The sequence below is a fragment of the Synechocystis sp. FACHB-383 genome (assembly GCF_014698605.1).
Lineage (GTDB): Bacteria > Cyanobacteriota > Cyanobacteriia > Cyanobacteriales > Microcystaceae > Synechocystis > Synechocystis salina.
In genome coordinates this window covers 63,529-87,882 of record NZ_JACJTJ010000051.1, presented here as the reverse complement: position 1 = coordinate 87,882, position 24,354 = coordinate 63,529, and the positions used below count along the sequence as shown (strand labels likewise).

At 48.2% G+C, this 24,354-nt stretch carries 24 protein-coding genes; 11 read left to right on the top strand and 13 right to left on the bottom strand.

Translation table 11 applies throughout. The annotated features are described in order from the left end of the window. Nucleotides 1–235 precede the first annotated feature (235 nt). From H6G45_RS16495 to H6G45_RS16460, 7 genes are all read right to left on the bottom strand, one after another. Nucleotides 236–838 carry a peroxiredoxin gene (locus tag H6G45_RS16495; RefSeq protein WP_190599484.1) on the bottom strand — a complete coding sequence of 201 codons (603 nt, stop codon included), beginning with the start codon at nucleotides 836–838 and terminating at the stop codon, nucleotides 236–238. A 116-nt stretch (nucleotides 839–954) separates the two neighbouring features. Then, nucleotides 955–1,356 carry a 30S ribosome-binding factor RbfA gene (rbfA, locus tag H6G45_RS16490; RefSeq protein ID WP_190599483.1) on the bottom strand — a complete coding sequence of 134 codons (402 nt, stop codon included), beginning with the start codon at nucleotides 1,354–1,356 and terminating at the stop codon, nucleotides 955–957. 58 nt (nucleotides 1,357–1,414) lie between these two features. Beyond that, entirely contained in the window at nucleotides 1,415–1,615 is a 201-nt protein-coding gene (locus H6G45_RS16485; RefSeq protein ID WP_010873367.1) for a DUF751 family protein, read from the bottom strand. A 93-nt stretch (nucleotides 1,616–1,708) separates the two neighbouring features. Continuing rightward, nucleotides 1,709–2,593: a bifunctional methylenetetrahydrofolate dehydrogenase/methenyltetrahydrofolate cyclohydrolase FolD gene (gene folD / locus H6G45_RS16480; RefSeq protein ID WP_190599482.1), complete on the bottom strand. Its 885-nt coding sequence runs from the start codon at nucleotides 2,591–2,593 to the stop codon at nucleotides 1,709–1,711. Between the two features lie 85 nt (nucleotides 2,594–2,678). Then, nucleotides 2,679–4,037, bottom strand: coding sequence for an MlaD family protein (locus H6G45_RS16475; RefSeq protein ID WP_190599481.1), 1,359 nt, complete (start codon nucleotides 4,035–4,037; stop codon nucleotides 2,679–2,681). Nucleotides 4,038–4,438: 401 nt separating this feature from the next. Further along, a complete protein-coding gene (locus H6G45_RS16465) occupies nucleotides 4,439–5,590 on the bottom strand; it encodes a histidine kinase (protein WP_190599480.1) in 1,152 nt (383 codons plus the stop codon). 145 nt (nucleotides 5,591–5,735) lie between these two features. Further along, nucleotides 5,736–6,323 carry a GerMN domain-containing protein gene (locus tag H6G45_RS16460; protein ID WP_199309820.1) on the bottom strand — a complete coding sequence of 196 codons (588 nt, stop codon included), beginning with the start codon at nucleotides 6,321–6,323 and terminating at the stop codon, nucleotides 5,736–5,738. Nucleotides 6,324–6,523: 200 nt separating this feature from the next. On the opposite strand from H6G45_RS16460, the gene tpiA reads away from it, so the two are divergent. From tpiA to H6G45_RS16445, 3 genes are read left to right on the top strand one after another with little or no spacing between them, the layout of a single operon-like run. Then, nucleotides 6,524–7,252, top strand: a complete 729-nt coding sequence (tpiA, locus tag H6G45_RS16455; protein WP_190599478.1) for a triose-phosphate isomerase — start codon at nucleotides 6,524–6,526, stop codon at nucleotides 7,250–7,252. A gap of 21 nt (nucleotides 7,253–7,273) precedes the next feature. Beyond that, nucleotides 7,274–8,293, top strand: coding sequence for an AI-2E family transporter (locus tag H6G45_RS16450; RefSeq protein WP_190599477.1), 1,020 nt, complete (start codon nucleotides 7,274–7,276; stop codon nucleotides 8,291–8,293). After that, nucleotides 8,290–9,249, top strand: coding sequence for an amino acid ABC transporter substrate-binding protein (locus H6G45_RS16445; RefSeq protein WP_190599476.1), 960 nt, complete (start codon nucleotides 8,290–8,292; stop codon nucleotides 9,247–9,249). Before H6G45_RS16450 ends, H6G45_RS16445 begins: the two co-directional genes overlap by 4 nt. Here H6G45_RS16445 and H6G45_RS16440 read toward each other — a convergent pair. Beyond that, the gene (locus tag H6G45_RS16440; protein WP_190599475.1) at nucleotides 9,203–10,693 is read right to left on the bottom strand and encodes a hypothetical protein; all 1,491 of its coding nucleotides are present in this window, start codon (nucleotides 10,691–10,693) and stop codon (nucleotides 9,203–9,205) included. The genes H6G45_RS16445 and H6G45_RS16440 overlap by 47 nt on opposite strands. A gap of 223 nt (nucleotides 10,694–10,916) precedes the next feature. Between H6G45_RS16440 and petB the strand changes: the two genes are divergently transcribed. From petB to rnc, 6 genes are all read left to right on the top strand, one after another. Continuing rightward, nucleotides 10,917–11,585: a cytochrome b6 gene (petB, locus tag H6G45_RS16435; RefSeq protein WP_010873378.1), complete on the top strand. Its 669-nt coding sequence runs from the start codon at nucleotides 10,917–10,919 to the stop codon at nucleotides 11,583–11,585. A 129-nt stretch (nucleotides 11,586–11,714) separates the two neighbouring features. After that, nucleotides 11,715–12,197 carry a cytochrome b6-f complex subunit IV gene (gene petD, locus H6G45_RS16430; RefSeq protein ID WP_190599474.1) on the top strand — a complete coding sequence of 161 codons (483 nt, stop codon included), beginning with the start codon at nucleotides 11,715–11,717 and terminating at the stop codon, nucleotides 12,195–12,197. A gap of 282 nt (nucleotides 12,198–12,479) precedes the next feature. After that, a complete protein-coding gene (locus H6G45_RS16425) occupies nucleotides 12,480–13,949 on the top strand; it encodes a glycosyltransferase family 1 protein (protein ID WP_190599473.1) in 1,470 nt (489 codons plus the stop codon). A 142-nt stretch (nucleotides 13,950–14,091) separates the two neighbouring features. Continuing rightward, on the top strand, nucleotides 14,092–14,499 hold the full coding sequence (locus H6G45_RS16420; protein WP_190599472.1) for an SxtJ family membrane protein: 408 nt from the start codon (nucleotides 14,092–14,094) through the stop codon (nucleotides 14,497–14,499). 34 nt (nucleotides 14,500–14,533) lie between these two features. After that, nucleotides 14,534–14,695, top strand: coding sequence for a DUF5989 family protein (locus H6G45_RS16415; RefSeq protein WP_190599471.1), 162 nt, complete (start codon nucleotides 14,534–14,536; stop codon nucleotides 14,693–14,695). Nucleotides 14,696–14,701: 6 nt separating this feature from the next. Next, complete coding sequence (rnc, locus tag H6G45_RS16410; protein WP_190599470.1) at nucleotides 14,702–15,436, top strand: ribonuclease III; 735 nt, start codon at nucleotides 14,702–14,704, stop codon at nucleotides 15,434–15,436. Nucleotides 15,437–15,456: 20 nt separating this feature from the next. Here the strand turns inward: rnc and hypF are convergent, their stop codons facing one another. Further along, entirely contained in the window at nucleotides 15,457–17,760 is a 2,304-nt protein-coding gene (gene hypF, locus H6G45_RS16405) for a carbamoyltransferase HypF (protein ID WP_190599469.1), read from the bottom strand. A 45-nt stretch (nucleotides 17,761–17,805) separates the two neighbouring features. Further along, nucleotides 17,806–19,302: an FAD-dependent oxidoreductase gene (locus tag H6G45_RS16400; protein ID WP_190599468.1), complete on the bottom strand. Its 1,497-nt coding sequence runs from the start codon at nucleotides 19,300–19,302 to the stop codon at nucleotides 17,806–17,808. Nucleotides 19,303–19,446: 144 nt separating this feature from the next. On the opposite strand from H6G45_RS16400, the gene H6G45_RS16395 reads away from it, so the two are divergent. Further along, entirely contained in the window at nucleotides 19,447–20,232 is a 786-nt protein-coding gene (locus H6G45_RS16395; protein ID WP_190599467.1) for an ABC transporter permease, read from the top strand. A 146-nt stretch (nucleotides 20,233–20,378) separates the two neighbouring features. Here H6G45_RS16395 and H6G45_RS16390 read toward each other — a convergent pair whose 3' ends face one another. Together H6G45_RS16390 and H6G45_RS16385 are read right to left on the bottom strand one after the other, a co-directional pair. Beyond that, on the bottom strand, nucleotides 20,379–21,032 hold the full coding sequence (locus H6G45_RS16390) for a ribonuclease D (protein ID WP_190599466.1): 654 nt from the start codon (nucleotides 21,030–21,032) through the stop codon (nucleotides 20,379–20,381). Nucleotides 21,033–21,065: 33 nt separating this feature from the next. Further along, entirely contained in the window at nucleotides 21,066–21,920 is an 855-nt protein-coding gene (locus tag H6G45_RS16385; RefSeq protein WP_242018212.1) for a DUF3747 domain-containing protein, read from the bottom strand. Between the two features lie 312 nt (nucleotides 21,921–22,232). Here H6G45_RS16385 and H6G45_RS16380 point away from each other — a divergent pair, with 312 nt between their 5' ends. Then, complete coding sequence (locus H6G45_RS16380; protein ID WP_190599464.1) at nucleotides 22,233–23,459, top strand: 4-hydroxy-3-methylbut-2-enyl diphosphate reductase; 1,227 nt, start codon at nucleotides 22,233–22,235, stop codon at nucleotides 23,457–23,459. On the opposite strand, the gene H6G45_RS16375 is transcribed toward H6G45_RS16380, so the two are convergent. Then, on the bottom strand, nucleotides 23,442–24,080 hold the full coding sequence (locus H6G45_RS16375; RefSeq protein WP_190599463.1) for a DUF3318 domain-containing protein: 639 nt from the start codon (nucleotides 24,078–24,080) through the stop codon (nucleotides 23,442–23,444). The two genes, H6G45_RS16380 and H6G45_RS16375, sit on opposite strands and share 18 nt — an antisense overlap. Nucleotides 24,081–24,354: the final 274 nt, after the last annotated feature.

Sequence of the window (24,354 nt, the reverse complement as noted above, 5' to 3'; positions counted from 1 at the left end):
TGGGCGAGACTAAAACGTTATGTTTCCCAACTTGTTAGTAAGGGAGAATCGCTAATTTCTGCATTGGATATAGCTTTGCGAGAATTGTCCTAACTATCTCGTTCTTTGCTATAGCAACGTTAGCGATGTTAGCAAAACTATCAGCTCGTCTATAGTTTCTCTCTGGCCAGTCCGCCTACCAGTCAAAATTTTTCACTCTGGCCTTGGGTTTTTCGGCCTAGGGAAACCTTAAATCTTAAGGTTCCGCCACTGCTTCAAAGTAGGTTTTAGCCTTTTCTGGGTCGGGGATCATGGTTTTGTCTCCTTCCTGCCAATCCACTGGGCAAACTTCGTTGGGGTGGGACTGCACATGGCGAATGGCTTTTAGTACCCGTAGAGTTTCGTCCACACTCCGGCCAAAGGAGAGATTGTTGACGGTGGCGTATTGGAGAATTCCTTCCCGGTCGATGATGAATAGTCCTCGCAGGGCAATGCCCGCATCGGGTTCGAGGACGTTATAGGCTTGGCTAATTTCTTTTTTCAGGTCCGACACTAGGGGATAGTTGATGTCGCCGATGCCCCCCAGTTTCCGTTCGGTTTGAATCCAGGCGAGGTGGGAAAACTCACTGTCCACGGAGACGCCCAAAACTTCCGCATCTAGGGCGGTAAATTCGCTGTGGCGATCGCTGAAGGCAATGATTTCTGTGGGACAGACGAAAGTGAAATCTAGGGGATAGAAAAACAGCACCAGGTACTTACCACGGTAGGTGCTCAGTTTGACGGTCTGGAAACTTTGATCGACGATCGCCGTGGCGGTGAAATCCGGTGCTGGCCGTCCTACCCGTAATACCTCTGTCATTGCTGTTTGCTTAAAACTTGATTAGGTGGTGTTGAATGTAACCGGAGAAACTTGTGTGGTGGGATCGTTGGTGGTTGATCGCACCCCGTACCGAGCTAATCTGCCCGTGGGGAAAGTTAATCCAGGGCGGGATCAGAATCCGAGCCTGCCAAGTCTTCATCGGCGATCGCCGGGGGCAAATTGTTCAGAAGATTGAGAATTTTGTCCCCCCGTTCTAAAGAGCGGTCTTCTAAAAAGGAAACTTCTGGGGTGCGCCGTAAACGCATCCGTTGCCCCAGTTCTCGGCGGACAAAGGGAGCAGCAGAGTGCAATCCGGCCATGGTGGAGGCTTTGGCTTCGGGGGAGCCGTAAATACTGACAAAAATCTTAGCGTGCTGTAGGTCACCGGAAACTTCCACTTCCGTAACGCTAACCAAGCCCGTGCCCACCCGGTCATCTTTAATTTCGTGGAGAAGCATTTGACTGACTTCCCGCTTAATTAGGGACGACACCCGGGAAACTCGACGACTGGTGGCCATAGACCTGCTCCTCGGCAACAAAAAAGTTTGAGCCTGGGCAGATTAACCCAAACTCCCTCTACACGGTCAATCCTAACATGGCCCGCAGGGTGAAATAGAGAAAAATGAATCCACTGACCAGTAGTCCCATCAGGGCGATCGCTCCGACACGATTCTTTAAAAGAGGTTGGAGCCAGGTAAAGACGGAGAAAAATATGCCTAGGGTAAAACTGATCAGATACCGGGGGTAACGGGAAACGTTGGCTAAAAAATCACCCATGGTTATTGGTTTGGTGGAATGGTTCGCTAACTCGATTACCCCAAGGGTTAGGGTTTTTCAAGTCCGCCCCCCAGTGTAGCAATAGACCCGGCCTCAAAGGCCCAACCGTTGTCGATAACTAGCCACAGTGTTAGCTAACAAAAGAGTCACCGTCATGGGGCCAATGCCACCGGGTACAGGGGTGAGATAACTGGCCATGGGAGCAACCCCGGCAAAATCCACATCTCCCACTAGTTTCGATTTGCCCTCGCCCAAATCCAGACGATTAATGCCCACATCCACCACGATCGCCCCTGGTTTGACCATATCAGCCGTGACAAATTCCGGCTTACCGATCGCCGCTACGAGAATGTCTGCCTGGCGGGTAATATCGGCCAGATTTTGGGTACGGGAATGGGCAATGGTGACAGTGCAATTTTTTTCTAGCAACATCAGGGCCAGGGGTTTGCCCACTAGAATACTGCGCCCCAACACCACCGCATTTTTGCCGGTTAGCTCAAGGTCATATTCCGCCAACAAGGCCATCACCCCCGCTGGAGTACAACTCCTCAGACCGTCTTCCCCCCGCACTAAATGACCCAAGTTGACTGGGTGGAGACCATCCGCATCTTTGCCCGGATCAATGGTGTGCAAAAGTTTGACCGCATCAAGATGATCCGGCAGGGGCAATTGCACCAAAATGCCGTCCACCCGTTCGTCTTCATTCAAGCTGGCGATCGCCGCTGTTAAGGTTTCCTGGTCCGTATCAGCAGGAAAATGCTTGCCAAAGGAAACCATGCCCAATTTTTCGCAGGCCTTTTCTTTATTGCGGACGTACACCGCACTGGCCGGATTGTCCCCCACCATCAACACCGCCAACCCAGGCGATCGATGCCCCTGGGCCACCAGTTGGGCAATGTCCCGTTGTAATTCCCCCTGCATTTTCTGGGCGAGGGCTTTACCGTCAAGGATTTGGCAGGATGGGGGTACAGCAGTCATGGGAAAAGGTAATAGAATTTGCAGTAAGTTTGCAGCCAACTATCTGGGTGATCGGAAAGACTTGCTGGCTAATTTTAGAGGTTTCCTAGGGTTTTGTAACGGCTTTTTGGGGTTCGGGGGGAATCACTGTGGGAGTTTGCAATTCCTGGGCTCGGGCCACCATGGTCAAATCATCGGAAAGTTGGTTTAGTTGCTGGGCATATTGCACCTGTTTCGTCAGATGTTCTGTGGTGGAAACCAAATTACTTAGTCCTTGAATGAGGCGAATTAACTGTTCCCGCAAAGCTGGGTTGCCGGTGATTTGATCCACATCGGAAGTAATTTTTTCCAGGTTCTGGGTGGCGGCCCGAGCCGATTCCAACAACTGCTGTAACAGAATAATTGTTTGGGGATCATTGAGACGATCGGCAAATTGATTCAGATTAACGGTCAACTGATTGGCATTGTCCGCCACTGCCTTGAGATCTACTAAGGCTTGATTGAGGTTGCCCACTGTATCTTGGTCGTTGACCTGGGTTAATAGTTGCACCAAAGGGGGTTCCAGATTTTTAACACTGATCTGTAACTGGTCGCTGGTGCCCTGGAGACTGGTGAGGGTCGCCCCCAGGCGTTGATTATTAACTTCCAAAAAAGCCTGAATTTGTTCCGCCGCTGACCCAACAGAACGCAGACTGCGGTTAATTTCGCCAACGGTGCCACTTTGGTTAAGGGAGCGGATAGTACCAGTGGCTTCCCGGCTCAAAGTTGATAGGTCTTGGGCCGTGCGATCAACAGAATTAAGGGTACGACGAATATTTTTCACGCCTCCGTCCTGGTTGATTTCCCGCAATAGGGTAGCCGCTTCGTTGCTGAACTGACTAATATCCTTCAATGCTTCTGGAGTTTGGGTAGCCAAGGCCCGAATGGCTTCATTGATTTGGGGCTCGCTGAAAAAGTCAGAAATACGCATCATGGCCCGGATCAGAGCGTTAACATCCAGGGCATCTTGACCCGTCAAAATGGAACCGTTGCAAATAATCACTTCAGGATTACAGTCCTTATCCAGGGGGTTATAGTCCACTTCCTGGGGCAAAACTGTGGTAGTGGGAACAATATTGATGGAAGTTTCCCCAATTAACCCCGATTGGCGTGCCTGAATTTCCACACGACTAGAAATTAGGCGATCGGTGGGGCTAATTTCCACCTCCACCGCTACTCCATCCGGTTGGGGTGTGACGCTAACCACTTGACCAACCCGGACTCCCCGATAATCAACTCTGGTGCCCACCAACATCCCCGCCGCATCGCTAAAAAGTACCGTGGCCCGGTAGGAACGGGAACCAAAACGAAAATTTTTGAGCCAAAGGGTGCTGACCACCAAGAGAAACAAAGCAGTCAAAATTAACAGTCCGATACTACTCTGCAACAATACGGGCGATAGGCGTTGGTTTCGTCCTGCTGTCATTGGGGTAATTCAGAAAATTTTGCTCGAGCTGCTCACAAGACTATTAAAATCATTGAACTGTATTTCCCCAGCCAAAGTTCCACGGATGAAAATATTTTAGTCAAAGCCCAACACATTGCAAAATCTTCAAATGGCCAATGATTCTCAGTGAACAAATACACTACAAGCAAATTTAAATCGGCGCTGTGGTGTGATGTCCCCATCATTCTTCCTATGGCTTCGTAGTAGTCGGTTCAGGTCTGTCGGGACTAGTTGCTGCCCCTGCTCTGTTTCAGGCAAGCCATTCTGTCTTGGTTATCGATCTACTTTAAAGCTAACTAAGGGATGGAATTTCAATAACATGCCACCATGCTAGCCTTGAACTAGAGTGCTTCAAACTCCGCCAAAAACTGGTTCGGGAGTCAACGGTAAACGGGCAATGTAAAGTGAAAAGAACTACCCTGTTTAGGGCGACTATCCACCCAAATTTGGCCGTAGTGGGCCTGAATGATTTTGCGACAGAGAGACAAACCTAAACCATAGCCATCGGTTTGTTCGTCCCGTTGTAGTCGAAAGTGTCCTTCAAAAATGGTTTCTTGTTTGGAATTGGGAATGCCGGGGCCGTTGTCGGTGATGCTGACCTGAACTTTTTGGGTAGTGCGATGGAGAGCCCCCACTGTAATGGAGCCATGGGGAGGAGTGTACTTAATAGCGTTGTCCAAAAGATTGGCAATCACTTGGCGAATTAATTCCTCATCGGCAAAAACATTGGGTAAATCTTTGGGAATGTCGTAGGTAATACTGAGATTTTTTTTACTAAATTTTACCTGATACAATTCCAGAATTTCCTGGCAAAGATCGGCAATGGCAAGGGGACAACCCTGGACCTGAAACTGAGAATTAAGATTTTTAGAAGCCTGCAAAATATCTTCAATTAAGCGGTCCATAATTTTGAACTGCTTGCGGGCTTGATGCAGGAGTTGGCTTCTGAGGGCAGGTTTCTGCTCTTCAATGGGTTTGTGCTGTAACAATTCCAAGGTGTCAACGGCAATGGAGGCGGCGGTGAGGGGACTACGTAAATCGTGGGCCAACATGGCCAAAATCTGGTCCTTGAACTGTATTTGTTGGAGCAACTCTTCCTTATCTTTTTTGAGCAGAAAAAGTTCGTCGGACATTTTCATCAGTTCCCCGGAATAACCCACGGAAGAAATTTCCCGAGGACAACTGGGGGATTGAACCGTATCTTCTTGGCCAGCGTCTGTTTCTAATTCCTGTTGCCACCGGGGCCACCATTTATGCAATTGTTGGATGATATTACTGCCAGCTAAAACCTGTCTTGGTTCCGGTTGTATTTTGATCAGGGAGGGGGTGGCGACCAGACGAAAATGTTCTACTAGGTGGGGATGTTTACTAATTTGCAGAATTTGCAAGTCATGGCTGTGTCCCTCCAACAGGTTAGTCAGGCATTGACCAATTTCCTGCACACTGTCTTGGGAGTTGGGGCGATCGTCGATGAACAGCAAAAACTGCAGCGGGACAGAGGACGCATTACCAAGTTCGGAGGGGGAGGACATTGCAGAGCGTTCGGCTTTTAAAAACAGGGTATCCGGACTGATAAGGTCCAGTCTGAATCTAGTTAAATGGGGCTACTTGTACCGGCTAAAACCGTGACAATTCCGACTGTCCTCACCATAGATGAGCAGACCATGACCATAATTGTCAACGATCAGGGGGCATAAAATCCGTTTCAAATTGCTTGCGGGTGATGGGCTGTGCGATCATTAACCCTTCTCCCCCTAGTACTGTTAGAGGTTCTCCCTCCACCAGTAAAAGGACAGGAAGATTGGGATCTGTACTGGTAGCAGTGTAAACAATTTGTCCCAGCCTGGCGATCATGCCTTGGCTACCTCCCCCTGCGGTAAATTGGGCTGATAGGTCAACGTTGATGCCGGTGGCGGTTTTGGTGAGGCTCAAAAGGCTGGTGTTGGGGGGAATGGCGGAAATTTCGCTGTTGGGTGCAGCTAAGAGGGTTTTCAGGGCCCGCTCCGTCTGCACTGCCGGTGGGTCATTGTTGGGGGGAATATTTTGGGGCACAAAGGCGATCGCCGTGTCATTGTTACTGAGCCAGTAAATTTGTGCCTGTCCGGGGATGGCCATGTCGGGTTTATCGGGGTCCACTGTGACCGTGGGGGAACGTTGGGAAAGATTAAACCCAGTCCAGAGGGCAAAGCCGGTACCAACCAAGGCCACCACCAAAGCGGCCAGAGCAAAGCCGGTCAGGGACGAAAACGGTTTTTGTTGGCTCATAATTTTCTCCACCAGGGCCGCAATTAGTTACAGTTTATCTTCTCAACCAGGCTAGATTAAAAGCAAGGGCGGTATTAATCTGGGTTCAACCAGCTTAGTTTGGGGGTTAGTTGCTGATTAATCAATGGTGACGACCCCGGACGACGTAAACTGGGGGTTGGCAAATTTTGTTGTGACCTTCATCGTTAAAGATTGGAATCGTGCGAAAAATTATTATTGCGGGCAATTGGAAAATGCATAAGACGCAGGCGGAGGCCCAAGCGTTTTTGCAGGAGTTTAAGCCTTTAATCGAAGATGCGGCGGAAAGTCGTGAAGTGGTGTTGTGTGTTCCTTTCACCGATTTAAGCGGCATGTCCCAACAACTCCATGGCGGCAGGGTTCGCTTAGGGGCGCAAAATGTCCATTGGGAGCCCGGCGGTGCCTACACGGGAGAAATTTCGGCGGCTATGTTGGCGGAAATTGGTATTCATTATGTGGTTATCGGCCACAGTGAACGACGGCAATATTTTGGTGAAACGGACGAAACTGCCAACTTAAGGGTATTGGCGGCCCAAAAGGCAGGCTTAATTCCCATTCTTTGTGTGGGGGAAAGTAAGGCCCAACGGGATGCCGGGGAAACGGAACAGGTCATCATTGACCAGGTAAAAAAAGGCTTGGTGAATGTGGATCAATCCCACTTAGTCATTGCCTACGAACCGATTTGGGCCATTGGTACAGGGGACACCTGTGCGGCGACGGAGGCCAATCGGGTCATCGGGTTAATTCGGGAACAGTTAACTAATTCTCAGGTCACCATCCAGTATGGCGGTTCGGTCAACGCCAACAATGTGGATGAAATTATGGCCCAACCGGAAATTGATGGAGCTTTGGTGGGGGGAGCTAGTCTGGAGCCCCAGAGCCTTGCCCGCATTGTTAATTTCCAGCCCTGAGTAGATTGATTGACTGTTGTAATGAAGCTTAGTCAGTGGTTAGGTTTAGCTTGTTTGGTAATGGCGGCCTATGTGGCTTGGGAAATCCGCCAACTGCTGTTACTGCTTTTCCTGGCCATTGTGCTGAGCACAGCCCTCAATCGTTTGGTTAAACAATTGCAGACCTGGGGTATTAAACGACCTTTGGCCCTGGCCATTACCCTGATTAGTGTCACGGTGACGGTGGCCCTATTTTTTCTCTTGGTCATTCCTCCTTTTTGGGAGCAATTGCAAGTACTGCTCAGTTCTCTGCCTAAAGTTGGCGATCGCCTGGAGAGGTTGTTCGAGGACTGGCACGACCGGGTAGAGGTGCAGTTTTTTAGCCAGGCTTTTTCCGTTGATGACCTACCGGATTCCATTTCCGCCCTGGGGGCCAATGCCCTTAGTTCCCTGATTAGCTTTTTTTCCAACTCTGTCACCGCCGTCCTGCAAATACTTTTCATCCTGGCGATCGCCGTGATGATGTTGTTTTCTCCCCAAGCCTATCGACAGGGGACCCTCAAGTTATTTCCCTCCTTTTACCGCCGCCGGGCTGACGAAATCCTGACCCAATCGGAATCTTCCCTGGGCAATTGGTTGACGGGCATTGTAATTAATTCTTTTTTTATCGCTGGTCTCAGCGGCATTGGCCTATGGATACTGCAAATTAAATTAGTACTAGTCCATGCTTTGATGGCGGGGATTTTAAACTTTATTCCCAACATCGGTCCCGCCGCCAGTGTGGTCTTCCCCCTGATGATTGCGGTGCTGGATGCCCCCTGGAAAATTATTGCCGTGCTGATTCTCTATTTCCTCATTCAAAATGTGGAGAGCTATTGGCTAACCCCCATTGTCATGGCCAAGCAAGTTTCCCTTCTGCCTGCCGTTACCCTCATCGCCCAACTATTTTTTGCCAGCATATTCGGACTTTTAGGGTTGATCCTGGCCCTACCCCTGACGGTGGTTTTAAAAATCTGGATTGAAGAAGCTCTGTTTAAAGATCTTTTGGACAATTGGCAATGAGCAATCGCAATGGTGCCCGTCTCTCCCACTCAAAATCTTTCCCCATGCTCCGCCCCCTACTGCCCCTATTAGCTTGGGCTTTACAGAGTTTTGTGATGCCCGTAGCCCAGGCTGAAACGGTGTTGGAATCCATTCGGGCAAGCGGCCTACTACGGGTGGCCATTCGGGACGACTCGGTGCCCTTTGGTTTTCGGGACGGCCCGGCCAATCAATGGACAGGCATTTGTGTGGACTTCATCGAAGCCCTACAGACAGAGGTATCTGCCACCCTGGGGGGTCAGCCTTTGCTGGTGAAATTTTACCAATCCAGTTTGTTCAATCGCTTCAATCTCGTGGCGGAAAAAGTAGTGGTGGTGGAATGTGGCCCCAACACCATCCGCCGTGACCTACAGTTGCCCATTACCTTTTCCCGGCCCTTTTTCGTTACAGGAACCCAATTTTTAGTGGCCACCGATCGCCTAGGGGAATTTGATAGCGATGGCAATTTGCGGGGGGAAAGAATTGGGGTTTTGGGCGGCACCAGTAACAGTGAATTTTTAGCGGCCCGTTACCCCGAAGCAGAACTGATTAATTTTCAGGGTTTTACCGCGCGGCGCTTGGGAGTGGAAGCCTTAATGCAGGGGCGCATTGATGCCTTTGCCAGTGATGGCATTTTGCTGTTTGGAGAAGCCTTGGTGCTAGACCTTCCCCTTGGGCGGAGTTATCGTCTTTATCCCTCCTATCCCCTAGATTGCCAGGGTTATGGACTAATTTTGCCCGCCGATCAGCCGGAATGGGAAGATTTGGTTAATCGGGTTGTGACTTCCCCCAATTCCCGGGATATTTACCGCCGCTGGCTGGGGCCCCTCTTCCCCGCCTTGGAAAGGGTAGAACAACATTGTCAGGCCAGGCAAAACCCATCATCTGCCACTAAGGAGCCCACAGGGGACGAAAACCCATCAAAGAAAGAGCCTTAAGTTCCGCCTGTTGCCCCAACTCTGGCCTTAGGGGGGGGATCAGGAGCCACAATTGACTATCGGCGATCGCCTCCCCGGTATCAGTGTTAAGGCGACTATTGGCTGGGGTTTCGGGGTCGATAATTACCTGGTCAAATAACAGGGCCAAACCGTCGGGGGAAAGACTCATTTGGGTGTCCCGGTAATCCTGGAGCTTGAGCAGGGGAAAAACTTCACCACTGTTGACGTTAATTTGGACAAAATAGGGCTGTTCAATATATTCATCCCCAGGCAAAAGCTTGGTCAACAAACAATAGAGAGTTTGATTATTGCGGCCAAATTCGCAACTGACAATGGAGCCATCCGTATCTACCAATTCCTTTTGCACCCCGAGGGTGTTGACAAAGAAAAGGGTTCTTTGGAAGCGTTTTTGGGCATCCTCCGTATTGAAGTTCACCAGGGCGGCGGCGCTACCATCACTGGAAAAAGTTAACAGTTGGCCGAATTTGGGCAGAAAATCCAACGGCTTGGCTTCCGGTTGCAAGGGCAAAATGCCAATGCCTTCCCCCCGGGCCACCGCCAGGGACTGGTTATCCGGGGCAATTTGAAAGTCTCCACCCTGTACCTTCAAACGTTCCGGCTTTTGCTGATTTTTTAGCATCCAGAGGTCGAAGTCAGCGGGATTTTGACGATTGACCCTCTGCACCACAATGGACTTGCCGTCCTCACTCACATCGAATTGATTATTCTGAAACTCCTGGTTATCTAGCACCAAAGTCGGTTTAGGCAATTCCTGGGGGTTGTCACTTTCCACCACGGGCACCTGGTATAACTGCAATTGCCGGAGCCCCTCAAAGCCCAACTGACTTTCAGCGGCGGCAAACAGAATTGCTTTGCCCCCCTCATAGAATTTGAAGTCCACCACGGTCAGCCCCGGTGGAGTGAGAATAGTTTTTCTCTGTTTAGTGAGGTTGTAGAAAATAATCCGCCCCTGCTCGATCCCTTGGGTGCCAATGTAGGCAAAGGCCCGGTCTCGACTGCGAAAACTACTGGTGAAAGGAGCCATCATTTGCCCATGGTGCTCACCGGCATACTGTTCCCGCACATCGGTAATTTGCAGATCATAATCGGTGCCGTAGGGAATGGGATTTTCCAAGGTGTAGGCCATGCGACGCCCCGCCCAACTAATTTTTCCCGGTAGGGCTGGGGTAATGACCAAATTCTTTTCCACCTCCCGTTGATCCATGGGACGGTCGAAGGTGATGATAAAAGCCCTGTCCTTGGCCCCCAAGTGGGCCCCGTCCCAACTAAAATCCTGTACCCGGGGACGGTTGGCAAATATGCACTGATTATTGTCTTGGCAGGTGTAATGACCCACCCCCACCACGGCGATCGCCGCACTAAGGACACCGATCAAACTTAGGGCCGCACGATCAATGGGTTCGGAAAAATATTTAGCGAGCATGGATAGAGGAGCAAAATTTTAGAGCAGCACCACAGCCGGACTTCCCTTTCCCCAGGGCTTAAAGCTGTGTTACATTTTGTGATGAGTAGTTCTCATTTTTGCCAAGTTTGGGAGCTTTTCCACCCTTGGTCAGACCGTCATAGTACGCTGATTATATGCGATTTTACGGCTCCGCTGGAGTCAACCCCCTCCATCCCTGATCCTTAAGAGAAGTCTAGCTTCAATGTTTTCAAAAGAAGTCACCGAATCAAAAGTTTTTCAATGGTTCAATGATCGCCTGGAAGTGCAAGCCATCTCCGACGACATTGCCAGCAAGTATGTTCCTCCCCACGTAAACATTTTTTACTGCCTGGGGGGCCTGACCCTGACCTGCTTCCTGATCCAGTTTGCCACTGGGTTTGCCATGACCTTCTACTACAAACCCACGGTCACGGAAGCCTTTGCCTCTGTCCAATACATCATGAATGAAGTCAACTTTGGTTGGCTGATCCGCTCCATTCACCGTTGGTCCGCCAGCATGATGGTGCTGATGATGATTCTCCACGTTTTCCGGGTTTACCTCACCGGCGGTTTCAAAAAGCCCCGGGAATTGACCTGGGTTGTCGGCGTGATGCTAGCCGTCACCACTGTTACCTTTGGTGTAACCGGTTACTCTCTCCCCTGGGACCAAGTGGGCTACTGGGCAGTGAAAATTGTGTCCGGTGTACCGGCCGCCATTCCCGTGGTTGGGGATCAATTGGTGACCCTCATGCGGGGTAGTGAAAGTGTTGGTCAAGCTACCTTGACCCGTTTTTACAGCCTCCACACCTTTGTCCTGCCCTGGGCGATCGCCGTGTTGTTGCTGTTGCACTTCCTGATGATCCGCAAACAAGGCATTTCTGGTCCTTTGTAATTTCTATCCCCCTACTAATCTGATTTGATCGGGCAATTTCGTTTCAACCGTTGCCAAATTGTTGAATATTGAAACAGATTAGAGAATCTAGAAAATCCCTAAAAAACCTTAACTTGGAGCCTCCGCCCCATGAGCATTATCAAAAAACCGGATCTCAGCGATCCCGATTTACGGGCCAAACTGGCCAAAGGCATGGGCCACAACTATTACGGTGAGCCTGCCTGGCCCAATGACATTCTTTATATGTTTCCCATCTGCATCTTGGGTGCTTTGGGACTAATTGCTGGATTAGCTATCCTCGATCCCGCCATGATCGGTGAACCAGCGGATCCCTTTGCCACTCCCCTGGAAATCTTACCTGAATGGTACTTGTATCCCACTTTCCAGATTTTGCGCATTCTCCCCAACAAACTTCTGGGAATCGCCTGTATGGCTGCCATTCCCCTTGGTTTGATGTTGGTACCCTTCATTGAAAGTGTGAACAAGTTCCAAAACCCCTTCCGTCGTCCCATTGCCATGACCATCTTCTTGTTCGGCACTGCGGCGGCTTTATGGTTGGGAGCTGGCGCCACTTTCCCCATTGATAAGTCCCTAACCTTGGGCCTGTTCTAGGAAAAAATATGCTTCTCCCTGGGGTAGGTTTCACTGCTCCGGCCCGGTTCGCAAAAGTGGCTCAAGTTCTGGGGGTTATCTAGGAAAGTTTTCATCTGTTACCTGTTGTCAAAACAGAATAAACAGGAGTATTTTTTAGGTAACTTCCAGGGCCAGCGGCCTAAATCCAAGATATTATTACTGCATAGATTCCTTTGTGAACGTTATATGTTTCCAGAGGAATTTTTTTTGACGGCGAAATCCTGATTGCAAACTTGAACGGCCTCCAAACCTTGACAGTCCATGAAAATTGTTATTGATGGCATCTTCTTTCAAATTGCTGACACAGGCATCGCTCGGGTTTGGCGAACTCTGTTGGAAAAATGGTGCGATTCTGGTTTCATAGAAAATATTGTTCTAATTGATCGAGGTCATACTGCTCCATCACTACCAGGGGTGCAATACTACCATTTCCCCCCATTTAATTATCAAGAAGAGGCGTTATTTTCTGGCAAACTGCAGGATATTTGTAATCAATTTAATGCCGACTTATTTATTTCTACCTATTACACTACTCCGTTATATACTCCCTCGGTTTTAATCATTCATGACATGATTCCGGAGGTAATTGGCTTAGATTTAAGCGAATTCTGGTGGCGAGAAAAACGCTATGCCATAGTTTATGCCAGTCAGTATATTACGGTATCTAGAAATACAGCGAAGGACTTGCTCAAACTTTGTCCCGAAGTTAAGGCTTCCCAAGTAAATATTATTCATAATGGTGTAGATAGTATTTTTTCCCCTGCTTCTGCGGCAGAAATTGCCGCCGTCAAGCATAGGTTTGCCATCAACTCTCCCTATTTACTTTTAGTTGGGTCTCGTTTAAGTCTTAATCAGTATAAGAACGCAACTATTCTATTCCAAGCCTTCCAGACCAGCAAAGATCTCCAAAAACTTACCCTTGTTTGTGTTGGGGGTGAGATTACCTTAGAGCCAGAATTAGCTGCCCTAGCTAGTGACATTAATGTTCGTTTAGTTCGACCAACGGATTTGGAATTAAGGTGCCTTTATTCCGGGGCGATCGCCTTGGTTTACCCTTCTTTGTATGAAGGATTTGGTTTACCCATTCTTGAGGCCATGGCTTGCGATTGTCCTGTGATTACCTGCCATAATTCTTCGCTGCCGGAGGTGGGGGAAGATGCGGTTATCTATGTTGGCGGCCAAGACGTAGTAGAAATGGTTGCAGCCTTAGAAAAAGTGCAAACTCCAACCATTCGCAATGAATTAATTGCCAGGGGCAAAGAGCAAGCGAAAAAATTTTCTTGGTGGACAACCGCCACTAAAATTAGTCAGCTATGCCTTAAAACTATTGAGGACAATAAAAATAGACCCCAAAAACAGAATTTCACTGCCCTTTGGCAAGACTTTCGGCAATGTCAAGTGGAAGAGCTTAAACATCGTGTTCTATTGGGGGAACTTGAATGGAAAAACGCGGAAGCAAATCATGTAATTGACCATTTACAAGCCCATAATCATAATATGGCGGGCAGAAATGCCCAGTTAGAAGTGGAAAATAAAACCTTAATTGAGCAAATAGAACGGCAAAACCTGCAAATTATCCAATTAGAAACTAATAACCAAGTCCTCCAAATTGAACTTGAGACTTCCTCACAACAAATTCAAGAGTTATCAAACACAAAAAAGACAATTAAAAGATTATGTAAAAAAGCATTGAAGAAATTATTTGCGTTTACAAGAACTAAGATACATTAAAATTATTTGCGCTGAGTAAGGGGAAGATTGTCTTGGAGGAGGTTAAATCTTTAACTGCATGGTCGGCAAAATAGCTTAATCTAGTTTAGTTAAAAGTCTGCTAACATCAACCCGTCCAAAGATCGCCATCTTGTCGAGTGTTATGACGAATACGAAGACTGCCCCCACGGTCAAAATGCTGCGGGAATTTGCCTGGATTATGGCAGGGATGATTGCCTTTCTATTTGGTCTACTCATTCCCCTGCTCAAGGGCCACGGATTACCCGTATTGCCCTGGGCGATCGCCGCTGGCTTTGTTTTTCTGGGACTGTTCACTCCCCGCAGTTTGGGCCCGGTGTATGAACTATGGCTAAAAATTGGCCATGTTTTAGGGTGGATTAATAGCCGCATTATCCTGACCCTAATTTTTGCGTTGGTGGTTACCCCCATGGCCTTGGTGATGAAGTTATTGAAAAGGGATACCATGGCCCGTCAATTGGAGCCTCAACGGGTAACCTATCGATCACCTTGTCGTCCCCGGGACATTAACCATCTGCAAAAACCCTACTAACTCCAATTGTTGATCAACGCTTAAAAATAACTTTATGGAAGGATTTATTGAATTATTGCAGGATATTTGGGGATTTTTGCGGCAAAGAAAAAAATATTGGCTATTACCACTGATTTTAACCCTGGTCCTTCTGGGAGCGTTAATTGTTTTCACCCAAGGATCGGCGATCGCCCCTTTTATTTACACCCTCTTTTAAGCCCGTATGTCCCTGCTTCCCCATCGTCAAACCCAGTTAAAGGCCCTACTGCGACGGTTGGGGTTAACCGAGAATGATCCGGTGGATTGGAAGTTACTGGATTTGGCCCTGACCCACGCCAGTCAATCCCCGGAAGAAAATTATCAGCAACTAGAGTTCGTTGGCGATGCGGTGGTGCGATTAGCTTCAGCGGAAGTGCTGATGGAACACTACCCCCAGACTTCGGTGGGGGAAATGTCTGCCCTGAGGGCTATTTTGGTGAGTGATCGCACCCTTGCCGGTTGGGGAGAATTGTATGGCCTAGACCGATTCCTGTGGATTACCCCCGCAGTATTAGCAGATAAAAATGGGCGAGTTTCCCTAATGGCAGATAGCTTTGAAGCTTTATTAGGAGCCCTTTACCTGAGCGTAGGGGATTTGTCTTTGATCCGCCCTTGGTTGAGTGAACATTTGCGCGCAAAAGCCGTTGAAATTAGACAAGATCCTGCCCTCCATAACTATAAGGAAGCCTTGCAGGCATGGACCCAAGCCCATTACAAATGTTTGCCGGAATACCGGGTAGAACCCCTGGATCAAAATTTGCCCCAGCAATCAGGTTTTCAGGCAACGGTTTGGCTTGGCGATCGCCATTTAGGTAGTGGCAGCGGTCCATCAAAAAAAAGTGCAGAACAGGCCGCCGCTCAACAAGCTTACCAGGAATTCATTGCAAAGGAAATTTTACCCATTTCCAAAATAAATTAGGACAATTAAGAGGAATAAGGCTAATCAATATATTGCCTGGGCTGAATTTTAGCTAACAGTTGACCCACACATAAAGCACCATCATTGGGGGGTAATTGTCTGGGCCAAAGGGGCAAAAAGCCTGCCTTTTTTAGGGCAGAAATAACGTTGGAAAGTAAATAACGATTTTGGAAACATCCTCCCCCCAAAACTACTTTTTCGACTCCTTGGTGTTCAGCCATGGCTACAATTGAAGCCACTAGGGTGTTATGAAATTTAGTCGCAATTAGATTAATTTTTGTTCTTTCTTCCATGATTATTGCCCTAATTAAGGGCTGCCAATCCACTACTAATTTATTTTCCTGATTAACTAAGGTAAAAGGGTAACATTCCCTTGTTAAATCATGTCTGGCTTGAGCTTCCAAAACCATGGCAGCCTGACCTTCAAAGGTTACTTGGTCAATCAATCCAATTAAAGCGGCAATGCCATCAAACAAGCGGCCCATGCTCGAAGTTAAGGGTGCTTCTCCCCGTCGCCAAAGATGGTGTAAATTTTTGTTATTTAGATCCTTATTTAAGTTGGTGGTTATTTCGTCTTTAAAACCATTGTTGAAACCCAACCAATTTCTTAAATAATCCCCAGAAAAATCATCATCAAAAGTTGACCATAACAGCGCCAAAGCAATGCGACGGGGATATTTAATTGCCTGCTGATTACCTAATAAAGCAAATGGTCGTAGATGGCCAACTCTCTGCCAAGTGTCATGGGTGATTTTAAGAAATTCTCCCCCCCAAATGGTGCCATCCATACCGTAGCCCGTGCCATCCCAAGCAATGCCTAATACAGGCTCTTTCATAATTTCATGTTCCGCCATGACTGCTAAAATATGGGCATAGTGATGCTGCACAAAAGTGACAGGTAAAGCTTGATTTTCGGCGTACTGATGACTGAGATAGTCAGGATGTAGATCAGCAATAATTTCCTGGGGAGAAAAATCGTATAGTTGGGTTAAATGGGCAATGGTTTGCTCAAATGCTTGGTAGGTGGAGATGGTATCTAAATCTCCTAAATGTTGGCTAAGATAAGCTTGATTATGTTTGGCGATCGCCACTGTATTTTTATAATGACCTCCTGCCGCTAATAAATGTTTAGGAGAGGACTGAGGTAAGGTGATAGGTTGGGGAGCGTAGCCTCGGGCTCGGCGTAAAAACAAGGTTTCCCCTGCCACTATTTGCACTACAGAATCATCCACTGGGCAAACAATTGGGCGATCATGAACCAGGAAACCATCCGCGATATTTTTCAGACGGTTTAAAGCATCAAAATTATCAATGGCAATGGGTTCCCCTGCCAAATTACCGCTGGTGGCTACAATGGGATTATCTAGCTCTTTTAGTAATAAATGATGGAGGGGCGTATAAGCTAACATCACTCCCACAGTGGAGTTATCAGGGGCAATGTTTTCTGCCAAAAATAACTGGGACTGTTTGCTTAACAACACAATGGGAGCGGCGGCACTCTGTAACAACTCAATTTCTTTCTGGTTGGGTTGATAATGCTCCATAATTTGACCAAGATTACCATACATTACCGCCAACGGTTTATCTGGTCGTTGTTTTCTTGCTCTGAGCTTTTTTACTGCCTTAAAGTTAGTGGCATCACAACATAAATGAAATCCTCCTAAGCCTTTGACAGCAATAATGTTACCTACTTTTAAATTATCAATAGCCAGATCTAAAGCATCATTTGCTTGGGCAATTATCTTACCTTGGCAGTTCCAAAAAGCAAGTTGGGGACCACAGCGGGGGCAGGCATTGGGTTGGGCATGGAAGCGCCGATCTTCAGGCTGTTCATATTCCCTTTCGCAGTCAGCACATTGGCAAAATTTAGCCATGGTAGTACGACAGCGGTCATAGGGTAGGGCTTCAATAATGGTGTAACGGGGACCGCAATGGGTACAGTTAATGAAAGGATAAAGATAACGGCGATCGCCGGGGTTAAATAATTCTGTTAAACAGGCAGCACAAGTGGATAAATCTGGCAAAATGGTGGCGGTTTTAGGGCCATCACTACTGGGGCGGATAGTAAAGTTAGTAAAATTTTCAAAAGGTAACTGTTCAACGGTTAACTCTTCAATCAAACCAGGGGAAGGTAATGCCTTAGTTAATCTATCCGTAAAGTTAGTGATCGCCCTTTCGTTAGCAGTAATAACAACGGTGGCTCCTTGGGCAGAATTATTTACCCAGCCGTTTAGTCCCATCTCCTGGGCAAGGGCATAAACAAAAGGACGAAAACCCACCCCTTGTACCCTGCCCTGCACTTGTATGGCAACGGTTTTTAACATTATTCTACTTCCATTGATATTGTTAAATAACCAACCATTCCACAGCTAGGAATTAGCTTTATTTTTCAAATGAGCCGCCAACAATTGGTGGGGATAGGGAGAAGCGACGAGGGCTTGGGCTTGATCGCAATAGGCGTGATAATCCTGATGGCTCTGGTCAACTTTTTGGGCTGGCAAAATTGTTTTTAACTGCTTGAGAGTTTGCACTGCCACTGTGGGAAAGAAGGAAAACTTACCCGGTAATACACAAAGGTAATTACTCTGGGGATTCACTTCAATCCAATAGCTATAACGGCGTTTTTGAACATCGTCACTAATAAATTCTGTTTTAACGCAATCGTAGCTCCAGAGTTGACGTTGATATAAATTATCTTCGCCAAAATATCGTGCCGCCGTATCTAAAAGTAATTCAATTTCCCCACTAGCTAAACAGTCATTTTCATCGCTAACATAGCCGGAGTTAGCCAGCATGGAATAATTGAAAAATTGTGAAAATTCAGGCATATTTGCCCGCTGGAAAAAATGATTGAAATGGTAAGAATTCTTGGTGGACATCCGCACGAAATTATGGGGACTAACGGCAGGATAAGCTACCACCATGGTGCTGCGACTCCGTTTCAGCTTGGCTCGCACCTGGAGGGTGGGTAAAATATGCTCAAAGCCTGCTCCCACTGCAAAAATAAACGCTTTGGCTTTCAGGTAATGTTGCTGTCCCTGGCGATCCCGATAAAAGATACTTTGTACTCTCACCGGGCCATAACGATCTACATTAATTTGTTCTAAATTAATCCCGGTGGCGATCGCCGTTCCGTGGGCCAAGGCGCTGGCGGTAAGATCCTGCAAAATACCCTGGGTATCCATGGCACAATCTAAACTTTTCAACAAGGCATAGTCGCTGGGTTCTATCCCATGGCTAAGATCAAATTGTTGGCAATAATGGCTAATTTTTTCCGACTGACTTAAGAGGCTACAGCCCCGCTGTTCATAACTTTCCAAATGGCCATAGTCCGGTGCTGCCGCTCCATGACCCGTCGGCGATCGCCAATTGAACTGTTGCCCATAGGCCATTTCCAAACGGCCTAACACCCGCTTTAACTGCATTTCCAACTGCACCCGATCGCCCTTGAGGCCAGACTGGAGCATTTCTGGGGAATGGCGTTGGGGATGGATGAGATAAACCGGATTGGGGTCAAACCAACCTGTGCCGCTGACTATGGGGCGATAACCATAGTCATACTTTCCTAGGGTGAGATTACAGCGACCGGCAAAATAATTGCTGTAGTGGTTGAGTAAATCTTCCACCCCATTAACACAGTTAAAAAAAGTCTGGCCGTCATCCTGGCCTGAATATAAAGCCCCCGTGTGGAACCAGCCCTCCAATTTGCCAGAGGAATCCCCCCCCAAATGGCTATTTTTTTCCAACAACTGCACTGACAGGTTAGTATGGCGGGCCACATATTCGGCGATCGCCACCCCTGCAATGCCTCCCCCAATGATGGCCACATCGACCCGATTAATTGCCGCTGCACTAAGTTGGACCATAAACTATGCTGAACTCATCCATGGGAGCCTTAACCCCCCTATTCTAGATTTAATCTGGCAACCCAAGGCCATGGCTAGGCACAGCAACAGCAACCAGAGCCTAGGGTTCCCGGACACTCCGCCACTGTCGACCTTTCTCTTCCCATGACCACCCTGTATAATCTGCTCGCCATTCTTCGTAAAGAACTACTAAGTTATTTTAGCTCTCCTTTTGCCTATGGCATTGCCGCTATTTTTTGGTTAATGTCGGGAATTTTCTTTTCCCTAATGCTCAGTCAAATTATTTCCAACGTCGAATTTTTACGACAGTCTGGTTTTGCTGAGCCAGTGGATGTGGCGGGGGATTTTCTCTCTAGTTATTTGGGCTTAATTATCTCGTTGATTTTAGTACTACTGCCGGCCCTTTCCATGGGACTGTACGCCGAAGAAAGAAAGCGAGGCACCCTAGAGTTATTGGCCACTTCCCCGGTTACTAATTGGGTGGTAGCAGTGGGCAAATTAATGGGAGCATTACTATTTTTCTCGGTCCTGTTGGTCCCTCTATGGATTTATCAAATCATCGTCTTTTCCGCTGCTAATCCTCCCCTACCCAGTGGTTTAGTGCTGGTGGCCAATGGCGCAGTGATTCTGGTGGCGGCGGCGGTGCTTTCCCTCGGAATGTTCATTTCCTCCCTGACAGAAAACGTGATCATTGCCTACATTCTCACCTTTGTTTTAATTTTGATGCTCTGGATTATGGACGTGTTTGCCCAAAACCTGGGGGGGGCGATCGCTGATATCTTCGCCTACCTTTCCCTCTTCCAAAGCTATCAAGATCTGATTAACGGGGTGATTAATAGTAAAAGCTGTGTGTTGTTTGCCAGCTACATTTTCCTGGGCATTTTCCTTACCGCCCAGTCCATCGAAGCCCTAAGATTTCAACGTTCTTAGAGAGTTTTTTAAATGCTTCTAATGCTCCTCGGTTCGTCCACAAGGTTCGGGGGGGGGCTAGAATAAAATCTCCCAAAATTGCGGTTGCTTTAATGGGTTGATTGAGAGAACAAACTGAAACTTTGCCCACAGGCTCCTAAGTTAAATTAACCGGGCCCGCCGTGCTCAAACACATTGCCATACATACCCAAATCCAGCGTTACCATCACCGGCAAGCACTCAAAACAACGTTGGGCCAACCGTAAACGATCCTCCCTGGCCAGCATTTCTTCTAACTTGTGCCTTAGGGGAATCAAATAACGCACATCATTGGCTGCATAGGCTAATTGAGCCTTACTCAAATTGGCAGCGTTGCCCCAATCGGAACATTGGGAAGATTTATCCAACTCCACTTCCACCAACTCCTGCACCAGCGTCTTGAGTCCATGGTGGGAAGTGTAGGTGCGGGCAATTTTGCTGGCGATTTTAGTACAAAAAATTGGATAGGTTTTGATGTCAAAGGTGTGTTTCAGTTGGGCCGTGTCAAAACGAGCAAAATGAAAGATTTTGGTTATGGCTGGGTCTTGCATCAGCCGGGCCAAGTTAGGAGCTTCCTCCTGACCCTTAGCAATGCGTAAAGCCGTTACATTGCCCTCTGGATCACAAATTTGCACCAAGCAGAGGCGATCCCGATGGGGATTTAAACCCATGGTTTCCGTATCCACGGCAACTTCTTTGCAAGATAAAAGCTGCTGGCAAACGTCTTCGGGTAAATCGTAGTCAAAAACTTGGAACTGATTCAAAATGTCGGCAGAGGGCATGGTAGGCAACAAAAATCAATGAAGGAAAATTTCCTAGCGGCGAAAATCCGCCGGGGTAGGGGTGCGGCGTCGGGGAGGATTGGGGTTAACCACGGGGGCTGGTTTGGGGGTAACGGTTTCCAGTTCCTTGGCAACGGAGTTTTCTTCGGTCACAGTGGTAGCACTCTCCTCTTCCACCACCATACCGGACTCGTTGTCAGCAGGGGCTTGCTGCTGAATGATAATTTCTGCTTCGGTTTCTGTTACTTCCGTTACGCCTGTGACCGTGGGGGGATTATCCTCCAGGGGCTGAACTGGCTCCGGAGCAATAAGCTCTTGTTTTTCTGGGGTAATCGGCTCTGGAGTTACGGGGCTAACGGCCGTTCCCCCTAAGATGGCAGCCTGGGTACCACTGATGTAGTAGTGCCCTAAAATTTGACCTTCGTAGGTACGTTTGGTGAACTGCCAGCCTGGATTGAGCTGTACCTGCATGAAGCCTGCGCCGATGCCTTTGGTACTACCGACAATAAGTTCGGGGCCGCGGCCGTTACGGGAAGTGGCCACCAACACCAGTTCATTTCCCCTGGGCACAAGACGCAGTAAGTAATCCAAGCCATAGTCCTGGCCATCGATGCGGATGGAATAGCCGTTGCTGTCTGTGGCGCGGCGACAGTGGCCAGTGAAGTCAAAATTTAACAGCAGGGGATCCACCATGGCCGGTGCTCCGGGGGTGACATTCCAACATTTATTTTTGCCGGGAATCTGCTCAATTACCAAAAGGTCATACTTAGTGGTTTCTACACCGTAGGGACGGGCCACTGCAATTACTTCGGTTTGCTCGATCGCCGTTTCGGTGAAGGTGCTGGCAGCGAGGGGAGTTAAGGGAGCTAGGGCAGCCCCGACAGCCATGGCCAGAAAGGGGTGTGGGAAAAATTTCCAATTCATAGGACAAATAGTCAACGTGGCATAGGATTGTTAACCCCATCAAGCCCGAAAATGTTCCCCAACGGAGCCCCGGAGAGACAGTCTGCGGGTTGGAACAGACCGCCTGGGAACCGAGCTCAGTCAAGATTGCTAGCCCATTCTACCAAACAGGTCCACGGTGCTTTGCCCCTGTCCTAAAAATTGAGGAATGGCAATGTCCTTGGAGCTTTTCTAGCGGTTAGGGGGAGAGGATGTCAAAATGGAACAACATAATACAGGTGACATTCTCGTTTTTCTATGGATACCAAAGCTTTTAAACGATCTCTGCACCACTCCGACAATTACCACCGCAAGGGATTTGGCCATGGGGAAGAGGTGATGGGGGTGATGAATACGGAATATCAAAGCCACCTAATCCAGGAAATTCGTCAAAACAATTACCGCCTGGAGCGGGGGGATGTCATCATTCTGTTGGCGGAGGCCTTTGGTTTTTGCTGGGGTGTGGAGCGAGCCGTGGCCATGGCCTACGAAACTCGTCAGCATTTTCCTGGCGATCGTCTTTGGATCACCAATGAAATTATCCATAACCCTTCGGTGAATCAAAGACTGCGGGAAATGGAAGTGAACTTTATTGATGTGGTTAACGGGGAAAAGGATTTTAGTGGGGTGGCCAAAGGGGATGTGGTGATTCTGCCGGCCTTTGGGGCCAGTGTGGAGGAAATGCAACTCCTCAACGACCGGGGCTGTACCATTGTGGATACCACCTGCCCCTGGGTTTCCAAAGTCTGGAATTCCGTCGAGAAACATAAAAAGAAAGAGCACACTTCCATCATCCACGGTAAATATAACCACGAAGAAACCATTGCCACTAGTTCCTTTGCCGGTACCTATTTAATCGTTTTAAATATGGCCGAAGCCCAAAAGGTTTGTGATTATATTCTCCACGGTGGCGATCGCCAAGAATTTTTGGATTATTTTGCCAATGCCCATTCCGTTGGCTTTGATCCGGATGAGGATTTAGTCCGCCTGGGGGTAGCCAACCAAACCACCATGCTGAAAAGTGAAACGGAAATGATTGGCAAATTGTTTGAAAAAACCCTGCTACAAAAGTATGGCCCGACAGAGTTAAATAATCATTTTATGAGTTTTAATACTATCTGTGATGCCACCCAGGAACGGCAAGATGCCATGTTTGATCTGGTCAAGGAAGACCTGTCGCTAATGGTGGTTATCGGTGGTTTTAATTCTTCTAACACCACCCATCTCCAAGAAATTGCAGTGGAACATGGTATTCCTTCTGTGCACATTGACAGTGGTGATCGCATTGGGCCGGGTAATCGGGTTCACCATAAACCCCTGGGCAAGGATCTGGAACTGTTGGAACCCTGGCTACCGGCGGGCAAAATTACGGTGGGGGTGACCTCCGGTGCTTCTACCCCGGATAAGGCCGTAGAGGACGTGATGAAAAAAATCCTGGCCATCAAGGAGAAGGAGGCGGAAACGATGTTAGAAGTTGCGGGATAGGGATGGATCCGGGCTGGTTTGGCTGTTGAGCATGAGGCGCAAATTTTGACAGCGCAGCAGTTCGTTAAAACTGAGGGTGCTGCGGTTTTCGATCCGGGCGGTGTTTTCGATCGCCGTTAACAGGGCCTGGATGGCCTCTTTTTGGTTATAGCCCCGACGTACCGCCACTTTGAGAGCTTGGGCATCAGCTTCGATTTCCCGTTCATTACTTTGGTAACCCCGCCAAATTTGCTGGGCTGCCAAAGCCGTCAGACCACCGGCCACCACCATACCGACGCCATCCCTCTGCCAAAGCTGTACCCCCACGGCGATCGCCCCCGCCACGGTCAATCCCTGATACAAATCCGGCTTGAACCAGCGGATATTAACCAAACGACAGACCACACTCAGCATGAGTAAATCCCGTTCCTGGATGGTCAACTCCCACCAAAGACTGAAATTAATTTTCACCAGGCGATCGCCAAATTGCCAAGGCTTAGGAAAATCACAATCGATCACCCGGGACTGTTTCGGTTGGGCTTGGAGTTTGACTAGCATCCGCCCTGAAGCCGGCATCAACTCTTTCAGACGACGAATTTCCGTTTCTTGGTCACTGCCTTGATAGGTTCCCTGGCGGTTCATGGTGATTTAAATCTTAGCTAGCATTGACTTCAAGTCTGACACATACTTTCAACAACGTTAAACAATAAATGTTGGCAATTATTATGGCAATGTTTAGCGGATTGTATGCCCTTTCCGTTTCAGCTTGACGCCAAAGGAACCGTTTTGGTGAACAATTAATGAACAATCGTCAAAAATCCTAGTCAGTGGCCTAAAGCATTCCCCCCCTTGCACTTTCAGTCTGGCCCCTTCCTGCACCCCCCTGGAGGAAAATGACCAGTTGACCGATCGCCGC